A 10,744-nucleotide genomic window follows, 5' to 3' on the forward strand; every position below is an offset into this window, starting at 1 on the left:
ATTATTTTCGCGGGGAATAAGCGGTCATGCGCTGCGGCGGCGATCGTTAGCCGCCACCGCAGAGAAAGGATCAGGCAGGGCGAACGCGCAGGGTCAGGCCCTTGAGGAAGTTGCGCAGCAACTGGTCGCCACACGGACGATAGTTGGTGTGGCCGACCTTGCGGAACAGCGCGCTCAGTTCAGGTTTGGACACCGGGAACTCGGCGGCCTTGAGAATCGCGTGCATGTCGTCTTCTTTCAGTTCGAAGGCGACGCGCAGCTTTTTCAGGATGATGTTGTTGGTCACCGGCACTTCGATCGGCTGCGGCGGACGGCTTTCGTCCTTGCCGCGCTTGAAGATCACCAGACCGTCGAGGAAGTGCGCGATGACTTCGTCCGGGCAGCGCACGAAGCCTTCTTCGTCTTCTTCCTTCTTGTCGAGCCAGGTCACTACGTCGGCGAGGGTTACGTCGAGGCCGCCGAGCTTGATGATCTCGACGACTTTCTTGTCGCTGATGTCGAGCATGTAGCGCACGCTGCGCAGTACGTCGTTATGAATCATGTCGGTATTCCTGATGCGTGGTGGGCAGCGCTCGGGGGCGCTGCCGAAATGTGTGGCGGCAGTGCAAGCCCTAGAACTTCTCTTTGCCGGACAGGTAGCGCCATTGGCCAACCGGGACTTTGCCGATCGAGACGCCGCCGATGCGGATGCGGCGGATGCTGATGACCTTCAGGCCCACCGCTGCACAGAACTGCGCGATGATCCCCGGCTGCGGGTTTTTCATGGCGAAGCGCAGGCGGTTTTCGTTTTGCCAGCTGGCCTTGACCGGCGGCAACTCCTTGCCCTTGTGGGTCAGGCCGTGCTGCAAGCGGTTAAGGCCATGGGCGGCCATCTCGCCTTCGACTTCGACGATGTATTCCTGCTCGATCTTCGCCGCGTCGGCGGTGAGCTTGCGCAGGATTTTCCAGTCCTGGGTGAACACCAGCAGGCCGCTGGCCTTGGGCTGCAGGTCGGCGCTGGCGGTCAGGCGCAGGAAGTGCCCGCGCAACGGACGCTTGCCGTAGCGATGCTCTTCGCTGAGGGTTTCGGCGCTGAGCGATTGCATGGCGCTCTCGACATCCATGCCGGCAGGCGCGTTGAGCAGGATGGTCACCGGCTCCGGCGCGGTGGCCTTGGCATCCTTGTCGAGTTCGACTTTCTGGTCGCCAACCTTGAATTGCGGCTCGTCAATGACTTCGCCGTCCACGGTGACCCAGCCGCCCTCGATGAACAGCTCGGCCTCCCGGCGGGAGCAACCAACCAGTTCGATGAGGCGTTTGGAGAGGCGAATCGGGTCGGTCATGACAGGGCCGTAACAAAAAAGGGGTGGGCATTGTACCTGTGTGGAAGCGGTTAAGCCCGGTTCCATTTGCAGGCGCTGTATTCAATGTGGGAGCGAGCCTGCTCGCGAAGAGGTTTTTTCAGTCACATCAGCAGTGACCGGCACGCCGCCTTCGCGAGCAGGCTCGCTCCCACAGTTTGTTCTATGTGGTGTCAGGCATGGTTCGAGCGCTGCTGGGACTGCCGCAACCGCATGTGCAGCAACGGATACGGCTGGCCCATGCCATCGACTTCGGAGCGGCCGATGACCTCGAATCCCTGTTTCTGGTAAAAGCCCAAGGCTTGCGGATTCTGTTCGTTGACGTCCAGTTCGTCGGCATTCAACCGTTCGATCGCGTATCTGAGCAACTGCTTGCCCAGGCCCTGACCGCGATGCTCGGGGTCGATAAACAGCATTTCAATCTTGCCCGCCGCGACACCGGCAAACCCGGTGATGCGTTGCTGGCGGTCCCGGGTGCAGATCAGCATCACCGCATCGAGATAGCGGGTGAGCACCAGATTGCGCAGCAGCTCGATGTAGCTGCCCGGCAGAAAGTCATGGGTGGCGCGGACCGAGGCCTCCCAGACCCGGGTCAGTTCTTCGTAATCGCTGATTTTCGGTGTGTGGATGACCGAATGCTGACGCATGTGCGTGTGCCTCTCGTGCGTGTTCAAGGGAGTCCGTCCCCCGCTAAACGATAGCCGCAAAAAAGCCCCGCATCGAGCGAGGCTTTTCAATTGTGTGACGTCCCTTGTGGGAGCGGGCTTGCTCGCGAATGCGTCACATCAGCCGACATCTTCACTGACTCACCACTTTCGCGAGCAAGCCCGCTCCCACAGGTTTTGCGTGGTGCTTAGATCTGCTCAGCCCACAAATCGTATTCGTCAGCGTCAGTCACCTTGCACCAGACTTTGTCGCCCGGCTTCAGATTGCTGCCGTTGTCGATAAACACGTTGCCATCGATTTCCGGGGCATCGAAGAAGCAACGGCCAACCGCGCCTTGCTCGTCAACCTCATCCACCAGCACTTCGATCTCACGGCCGATGCGCATTTGCAGGCGTGCCGAGCTGATTGCCTGCTGGTGCGCCATGAAGCGGTCCCAACGGTCTTGCTTGACGTCGTCCGGCACCACGTCCAGGTCCAGATCGTTGGCTGGCGCGCCTTCAACCGGCGAATACTGGAAGCAGCCGACGCGATCGAGCTGGGCTTCGGTCAGCCAGTTGAGCAGGTATTGGAAGTCTTCTTCTGTCTCGCCCGGGAAGCCCACGATGAAGGTCGAGCGGATGATCAGATCCGGGCAGATTTCACGCCAGTTCTTGATCCTCGCCAGGGTCTTGTCTTCGAACGCCGGGCGTTTCATCGACTTCAGGACTTTCGGGCTGGCGTGCTGGAAGGGGATGTCCAGATACGGCAGGATCTTGCCGGCGGCCATCAGCGGGATCAGCTCGTCGACGTGCGGGTACGGATAAACGTAGTGCAAGCGGACCCAGACGCCCAAGGTGCTCAGTGCTTCGCACAGCTCGGTCATGCGGGTTTTCACCGGCGCGCCGTTCCAGAAACCGGTGCGGTATTTCACGTCAACGCCGTAGGCGCTGGTGTCTTGGGAAATCACCAGCAGCTCTTTCACGCCGGACTTGACCAGACGCTGAGCTTCGTCGAGCACATCGCCCACCGGACGGCTGACCAGTTTGCCGCGCATCGACGGGATGATGCAGAACGAGCAGCTGTGGTTGCAGCCTTCGGAAATCTTCAGGTAGGCGTAGTGGCGCGGGGTCAGCTTGATGCCTTGTGGTGGCACCAGGTCGATCAGCGGGTTGTGATCCTTACGCGGCGGCACCACCTCGTGCACGGCGTTGACGACTTGCTCGTACTGCTGCGGACCGGTCACAGCCAGTACGCTCGGGTGCACGTTGCGAATGTTGCCTTCTTCCACGCCCATGCAGCCGGTAACGATCACCTTGCCGTTTTCCTTGATCGCTTCGCCGATCACTTCCAAAGACTCAGCCTTGGCCGAATCGATGAAACCGCAGGTATTGACCACCACGACGTCGGCGTCCTGATAGGTGGACACCACGTCATAGCCTTCCATGCGCAGCTGGGTCAGGATGCGCTCGGAGTCGACCAGTGCTTTCGGGCAACCCAGAGATACAAAGCCAACCTTTGGATTGGCCGGCGCAGGAGTGGTGGACATGTCTAACCTCGGTGTTTTGTGACGTCGCCTCCGGGGTACGGAAGCCGACGGATGGGCGCTTAAGGCGCGCCTCTGATCAAAAAGTGCGCAATTCTAGCGGCGGGCAACGCACTTGACCAGCTTTATACGGGGAAATACGACGAGTGCTGCGCTATGCTTCGCGCCGTTGAGCTTTACCAATTTTTTACAGTCAACAAAACGTCTGTAACAACAGGTAAAACAGCGCATGCTGCAGCACAAAGCATAGTGCTTTCTTCAAAGAAGCCGGTATTGAGATCAGGAGTGTTGGATGGGTCAGGCAAGTAGTCATGCGGCAGGCGCCGAAGGTTCGGCAAGCAGGCCGCTGAGCATGCTGGTCGCGGCGGTCGGGGTGGTTTACGGCGACATCGGCACGAGCCCGTTGTACACCCTTAAAGAAGTGTTTTCCGGCGCGTATGGCGTACCGGTCAATCACGACGGCGTGCTGGGTATTCTGTCGTTGATCTTCTGGTCGCTGATCTGGGTAGTCTCGATAAAGTACATGATGTTCGTCCTGCGCGCCGACAACCAGGGCGAGGGCGGCATCATGGCCCTCACCGCACTGGCGCGGCGAGCAGCGGCGGGGCGCAAGCGCCTGCGCACGCTGTTGGTGGTCTGCGGACTGATCGGCGCGGCGCTGTTTTACGGCGACAGCATGATCACCCCGGCCATTTCAGTGCTTTCAGCGATTGAAGGTCTGGGCCTGGCGTTTGACGGCATCGATCACTGGGTGGTGCCATTGTCGCTGGTGGTGCTGGTGGCGCTGTTTCTGATCCAGCGTCACGGCACGGCGCGGATCGGCATTCTGTTCGGGCCGATCATGGTCACCTGGTTTGTGGTACTGGGCGCCCTCGGCGTGTATGGCATCAGCCACGCGCCAGAAGTGCTGCACGCGATGAACCCGGTCTGGGCCGTGCGCTTCTTCACGGTTCACCCGGGCATGGGCGTGGCGATCCTCGGCGCCGTGGTATTGGCTTTGACCGGCGCCGAAGCGCTGTACGCCGACATGGGCCACTTCGGCCGCAAGCCGATTGCTCGTGCGTGGTTCCTGCTGGTGCTGCCTGCGCTGGTGCTGAACTACTTCGGCCAGGGCGCGTTACTGCTGGAAAATCCTGACGCGGCGCGTAACCCGTTTTATCTGCTGGCACCGAGCTGGGCATTGATTCCGCTGGTTGGCCTGTCGACCCTGGCCACGGTGATCGCCTCGCAAGCGGTGATTTCCGGTGCGTTCTCCCTGACCCGTCAGGCGATCCAGCTCGGCTACATACCGCGCATGTACATCCAGCACACCTCCAGCGACGAGCAGGGCCAGATCTACATCGGCGCGGTGAACTGGGCGCTGATGGTCGGGGTGGTCCTGCTGGTGATCGGCTTCGAGTCCTCCGGCGCACTCGCGTCGGCCTACGGCGTGGCGGTGACTGGCACCATGCTGATGACCACCATTCTGGTGTCGGCGGTGATGCTGCTGCTGTGGAAATGGCCGCCGATCCTCGCGGTCCCGGTGCTGCTCGGTTTCCTGTTGGTCGATGGCCTGTACTTCGCCGCCAACGTGCCGAAGATCGTTCAGGGCGGCGCATTCCCGGTGATCGCCGGTATTGCCCTGTTCGTGCTGATGACCACCTGGAAGCGCGGCAAACAACTATTGGTCGACCGCCTCGACGAAGGCGCGCTGCCGCTGCCGATCTTCATCAGCAGTATCCGCGTGCAACCACCGCATCGCGTGCAGGGTACCGCTGTTTTCCTCACCGCGCGCTCGGACGCTGTGCCGCATGCGCTGTTGCACAACCTGCTGCATAACCAGGTGTTGCATGAGCAGGTGGTGCTGTTGACCGTGGTCTATGAAGATATTCCGCGTGTGCCGCCATCGCGACGCTTCGAAGTCGAAGCGCACGGGGAGGGCTTCTTCCGGGTAATTCTGCATTTCGGCTTTACCGACGAGCCAGATGTGCCGCAGGCGCTGAAGCTGTGCCACCTCGAAGACCTCGACTTCAGCCCGATGCGTACGACTTACTTCCTCAGTCGGGAAACGGTGATCGCCTCGAAACTCGAGGGGATGGCGCGTTGGCGGGAAGCGTTGTTTGCGTTCATGTTGAAGAATGCCAATGGCAATTTGCGCTTCTTCAATCTGCCGCTGAATCGGGTGATTGAGTTGGGGACGCAGGTGGAGATGTAGTCCTGCCCTCACATGAAAAGCCCCCGTCAGCCTTGTGGTTGGCGGGGGCTTTTTTGTGCCTGGGCACTTCGATTGAATCCTGCACCAATCCCCCTGTGGGAGCGGGCTTGCTCGCGAATGCGTCATGTCAGTCGACATCTCCAGTGGCTGATCCACCGCCTTCGCGAGCAAGCCCGCACCCACAGGTTCTGAGGTGCGTACAGATGGATCCGCTTCAGATTCGCTCTTGGCGCGTGCAGGTCTCGGAATCAGCGCGTGACGGTCGGTGTCTCTGTTGAAAGCTGCGTCCTCTGCGAAGGACTTGGCCTGTAGGAGTGAGCCTGCTCGCGATAGCGGAGTGTCAGCCACTGATTTGCAAGCTGATACTCCGCTATCGCGAGCAGGCTCACTCCTACAGGGGATTGGGTGATCATCGGAAATGTAAAAAGCCCCCGCAACCGTGAAGTTGCGGGGGCTTTTTGTGTGCGGCGCTTCAGATCACTCTTGCGCCACCGAATCCTTGCTCTGGCGTTTCTGAATCAAATCTACCAAGCGCTTGGCCAGTGCCGGATAGTTCTCGTCGAAGTGGTGCCCGCCGGGTAGTTTCACCGCTTCGCCAACGGCAGTCTTGTCGGTGCAGCCACTCTCGTCGGTCTCTTCCTCGCCATAGATGCACACAACCTTCGCCGCTGGCAGCTTGGCCATTTCCGGGCCGGTGGCGGCTTCTTTGCCGGCGTTGCCGAGCCAGCCTTCGACTTCGATTTCGAAGCTGCCGGTGCGGGCGAACGCGAGCAGGATGATGGCGTCGACGCGCTGCTGTTCGTTCTCTGGCAGGCGGTTGTAGATCGCCGGGAGCACGTCCGCGCCGAACGAGTAGCCGGTGAGGATGAAGCGCTTGGTGCCCCATTTCTGCCGGTAGTGCTGCATCAGTTCGGTGAGGTCGAGGGCGCTTTGTTCCGGGCTCTTGTGCTGCCAGTAGTAGCGCAGGGTGTCGATGCCGACCACCGGGTAGCCGATCTTGGCCATTTCCCCGGCTACATCGCGGTCGAGGTCGCGCCAGCCGCCGTCGCCGGAGAGGAACAGGGTCACGGTGTCGTTGGCCTGGCCGGCCGGCACTTCCACCACCGGGATCGCCAGGCCGCCGTTGGCCTTGTCGCCGCCGACGAGGATCTTGCGCAGTTCGTTGTTCAGCACTTGCGGCAGGTTGATGTCGTAGTCGCTGATACTGGTTTCGGCGTTCGGTTGATCACGCACGAAACCGGCGCTGGTGTCGTCCGGGTTGTCGTTCCACGCGACCAGCCAGTGGCCGTGGGCGGCGGATTTCGGCAGCAGGTGCGTGCAGCCCGGTTTTTCCAGCGCGAGGTCGACGGAGATGGCCTGAGCCTTGTCGTCTTTCTGTTCCGCCAGCCAGCGCCACGCCAGCACGGCGCCCGGGCCGATGCCGCTGACCAGTGTCGCCGGGCCGTTCAGTCCGCGCAGGCCCGCTTGCAGGGCGCGGCTTTGCAGCAGGCAGTCCTTGGGCAGGATCACCTGAACGATCTGCGCCGAAGCGCTGCGGCTGAGGGTAGTCAGTTGTTTCTCGGAGAGCTTCTGCTCGTCGGTGACCGCCACCAGCACCTGGGCCTTGGCTTTGGTGCCCGGGATCACCCGGGTCATGGCCGCGCCATCGGCGGGTTTGAGCTGTTCGACGGTCGGTTCCGGTGCCGGGCGTTTGAGGTACCAGAAACAACCGCCGGCAATCACGGCCAGCACCAGCAGGGCGGCCAGGATGTACTTCAGGGAGCGTTGAATCATCAGCGTTTCACCAATCCAGTCAAGCCGCCCGCGATCAGGGCAGCAGTGTCGGCCAGCGCCACGAGCGGATCGAGTCCGGCGGGCACGGCCATATAACGGGGTTCCCAGTCAGGCTGGAACTTGTCTTTGAAGCGGCGCAAGCCTTGGAAGTTGTACAACTGCTCACCACGGCGGAAGACCATCGAGCCCAGTCGTTGGGTCAGCGGCGCACCACGCCGGGGTTGCAACCCCGACAACGGCACCATGCCCAGGCTGAAGCGCGCGTATCCGTGACTCTTATAGTGTTGAATCAGGCCGACCATCATGAATTCCATGGTCAGCTTCGGCGCCTCCGGGTGTGCGCGCATCAGGTCGAGACTGGCCAGATCATGACTGTAGGTTTCGAGCAGATTGGCGAACGCCACCGGGCGGCCCTCGAAGCGAATCACCGCAATGCGGAAATGCTTCAGGTAGTCGTCGCTGAAGCGACCAAGGGAGAAGCCTTTCTCGCGCACGTTCTTGCCGGTCAGCCAGGCATCGGAAATCACCTTGAGTTCAGCCATCGGCGCCTGACCCGGCTCATGGATTTCCAGCGACAGGCCGTCGCGGGTGCCACGGTTCCAGGTGTAGCGCAGGTCCTTCATTTCCTTGCCCTTGGCTTCCAGGTCGAAACGCTGCAGATCGACCCGCGCTTCTTCGCCGAGCTTAATCGCGGTCAGGCCGATGTCCATGTAATAAGGCAGGTTCTCGGCGCGGACCTGATAGAACACCGGGCGGGCGTGATGGATGTCGCACAGGTCACGGAACTGCCAGATCATTTCCGCGCGTTGCTGGCTCGGCCCGATCGGGTCGTACAGCGCCACCAGGCTGCGGCCACGGCGGGCATACATCAGAAACGCCTCATCGTTGGGGTGGAACAGCAACGCCTTGTCACCGGTCAGGGCGAGGCCGCCGTCGGGTTGCGCCGACGCCATGAGGATCTTCGCCGCGCGCTCGAGTTCTTCAGGTGTCGGCAGATGAATCACTGGGCGTGCGGTGCGCAGCAGCCAGGTCAGGGAAATCACCACCAGCAGCACCGCAGCGCCGAGCAGCGAGCGCAGACCACGCGGGGCGTCAGCATCCAGAGTGAACTGCCACCAGAGCTGGTGGCTGTAAGGTACGTCCTGATAGGCAAACAGCAGCAGCCACGCCGAAGCACCCAGTACACACAGGCTGGCGACCAGATACAGCGGCGAAAACGGCAGTTCGGTCAGACGGCTCGGGCGATAGAAGGAGCGGCGGAACACACCGAGCAGGGCGGCCGTCAGGGTCATCAGCGTGGCTTCTTCCCAGTCAAAGCCTTTGAGCAGCGAGAGCAGGGCGCCGACCAGCAGCAAAATGGTGGTCAACATCCACGCCGCCGATAGACGACGACGCAGACCCTGGGCGAGCAACAGACAGAGCACGCCAATCAGGCTGGCGCCGAAGTGCGACGCGTCAACCAGACGATGCGGGATCAGAAAGCCGATGTGCTCCAGACGCGTGTCGATCTCCGGGGTGGCGCCGGAAAACAGCAGCACCACGCCCGACAGGAACACCAGCACCGCCAGAATCGGCGCGGCCAGTCCGGACGCCGCACGCAGGGTCTGGCTCTGAAACAGACGCTGGCCTTCGTTGATCAGCAGCAATACGCAGGCGACCAGCAGCGGCAGCACTACATAAATCAGGCGATACAGCAGCAGGGCGGCGGCCAGTGGTGCGGCACCGAGCTTGTCGGCAAATGCGGCGAGCAGAATCGCTTCGAACACACCAACGCCGCCCGGCACGTGACTGAGTACACCGGCGGCCAAAGCCAACAGGTACACCAGCAGGAACGGTGCAAAGGGCGGTGCTTCCGGCAGCAGCAGGTAGAGCACCGTGGCGGCAGCCGCGACGTCGAGGGCGGTGATCACCAGTTGCAGGAACGTCAGGCGCCGGCCCGGCAGGCGCAGCGTGCGGCGCCCGGCCTTGACCAGCAGGTTGTCGGGGTAGGGTTGTTCCGGCAGGCGACGGCGATAGATGCCGATCGCCAGCACCGCACCAAGGATCAGCACAGCGGCGGCGACGGAGCCCAACAAAACCTGGGACAAACCCAGCGCTTGCGAGGCGGCCGGCAGGTTGCTCAAGGTGGCCAGTGCAGCCAGCGGCGGCAAGGCGCAGCCCAGCGAGAGGCTGGCGAACAGGGTCATATGTGCGACTTCCGACGCACCGACGCCCAATCGCGCATATAAACGATAGCGAACCGAGCCGCCGGAGAGCAGCGACAGGCCAATCGCATTGCCGATCGCAAACGCGGTAAAGCCGCCGAGGGCGAGCATGCGCGGCGGCAACGTTACACCGGCGTAGCGACTGGCCGACCATTCATAGCCGAGCAGGATGATGAAGCCGACCACGGTCGCCCCGAGAGCACCGAGCAGGGCCGGTTTCGGGACGTCGAGAATCGAGTCATGCAGCGCGTCGAGATCGAGTTCGGCGAGCAGATGGCGGCAGGCAATCAGGGCAATGGCAAACAGCAGCAACGTGACGGCCAGGCCGATCGGTTGACGGTATTTGCTTAACCGTTCCAGCCAGCGCAAACGCTGGGGTTTGATCGGTTGCTCTGCTGTGACGGTGTCTTGTGGATCAGACGAGTTGGCGCGCATCAATCACCTCTTGGATTGTGCGCGACAGGATGGAGGTATCCAGCCAAGTTACCAATCCCTGTAGAAAAAAATAATCACAAAATACTACGCCTCTCGTCGGGCATCGGCGAGGGCAGTTCCCGGATTGCGAAGGGCCTTTCTGCGTCTTGAGTCAGGTCGCAGATGGCGGCTCCGATGATCCCCAGCGGTTTCACTGCACAGTGACAGATCATTGTTGCGAAAGGACTTTTTCGACAGATACAAAAAAGGCCACTCTTTCGAGTAGCCTTTTTTGATGTTTGGTTGCGGGAGCCGGATTTGAACCGACGACCTTCGGGTTATGAGCCCGACGAGCTACCAGACTGCTCCATCCCGCGTCTGTGTGGCGGCATTCTACAGGCGAACGGCGAGGTGTCAACCGCTAATCCTGTAATGGTTGAAATAACTGCGCAATCGCGGCAAACGGTCGCAGGTACGCGTTAAGTTTCGGAAATCCAAAGAAATCCTCTTTCGCATTCCGTATTGGCGATCTCGTCAGTGCAAAACAGACGCGCACAAAAAAGGCCACTCTTTCGAGTAGCCTTTTTTGATGTTTGGTTGCGGGAGCCGGATTTGAACCGACGACCTTCGG

At 61.2% G+C, this 10,744-nt stretch carries 8 protein-coding genes and 1 tRNA gene; 1 reads left to right on the forward strand and 8 read right to left on the reverse strand.

Annotation, left to right across the window (positions count from 1 at the left end; all coding sequences use genetic code 11):
* Positions 1-70 precede the first annotated feature (70 nt).
* The 4 genes from HU755_RS18965 to rimO form a co-directional block, all read right to left on the reverse strand.
* Positions 71-541: a DUF1456 family protein gene (locus tag HU755_RS18965; RefSeq protein WP_186635389.1), complete on the reverse strand. Its 471-nt coding sequence runs from the start codon at positions 539-541 to the stop codon at positions 71-73.
* 70 nt (positions 542-611) lie between these two features.
* Positions 612-1,322, reverse strand: a complete 711-nt coding sequence (locus tag HU755_RS18970) for an rRNA pseudouridine synthase (RefSeq protein ID WP_186635391.1) — start codon at positions 1,320-1,322, stop codon at positions 612-614.
* A gap of 191 nt (positions 1,323-1,513) precedes the next feature.
* On the reverse strand, positions 1,514-1,987 hold the full coding sequence (locus HU755_RS18975) for a GNAT family N-acetyltransferase (RefSeq protein ID WP_186635394.1): 474 nt from the start codon (positions 1,985-1,987) through the stop codon (positions 1,514-1,516).
* Between the two features lie 206 nt (positions 1,988-2,193).
* Positions 2,194-3,531, reverse strand: a complete 1,338-nt coding sequence (gene rimO / locus HU755_RS18980; protein WP_186635397.1) for a 30S ribosomal protein S12 methylthiotransferase RimO — start codon at positions 3,529-3,531, stop codon at positions 2,194-2,196.
* A gap of 289 nt (positions 3,532-3,820) precedes the next feature.
* Between rimO and HU755_RS18985 the strand changes: the two genes are divergently transcribed.
* A complete protein-coding gene (locus HU755_RS18985; RefSeq protein ID WP_186635400.1) occupies positions 3,821-5,722 on the forward strand; it encodes a potassium transporter Kup in 1,902 nt (633 codons plus the stop codon).
* A gap of 477 nt (positions 5,723-6,199) precedes the next feature.
* Here the strand turns inward: HU755_RS18985 and HU755_RS18990 are convergent, their stop codons facing one another.
* The 4 genes from HU755_RS18990 to HU755_RS27540 all read right to left on the reverse strand — a co-directional run.
* Entirely contained in the window at positions 6,200-7,495 is a 1,296-nt protein-coding gene (locus HU755_RS18990) for a virulence factor family protein (RefSeq protein ID WP_186635403.1), read from the reverse strand.
* Positions 7,495-10,134, reverse strand: a complete 2,640-nt coding sequence (mprF, locus tag HU755_RS18995) for a bifunctional lysylphosphatidylglycerol flippase/synthetase MprF (RefSeq protein WP_186635406.1) — start codon at positions 10,132-10,134, stop codon at positions 7,495-7,497. Before mprF ends, HU755_RS18990 begins: the two co-directional genes overlap by 1 nt.
* Before the next feature lie 279 nt (positions 10,135-10,413).
* Positions 10,414-10,490, reverse strand: a tRNA-Met gene (locus tag HU755_RS19000).
* 44 nt (positions 10,491-10,534) lie between these two features.
* On the reverse strand, positions 10,535-10,744 hold a 210-nt coding region (locus HU755_RS27540), incomplete at its 5' end, for a hypothetical protein (RefSeq protein ID WP_238350012.1).

It is taken from the genome of Pseudomonas sp. SWRI111 (assembly GCF_014268555.1).
GTDB classification, from domain to species: Bacteria; Pseudomonadota; Gammaproteobacteria; order Pseudomonadales; family Pseudomonadaceae; genus Aquipseudomonas; species Aquipseudomonas hamedanensis.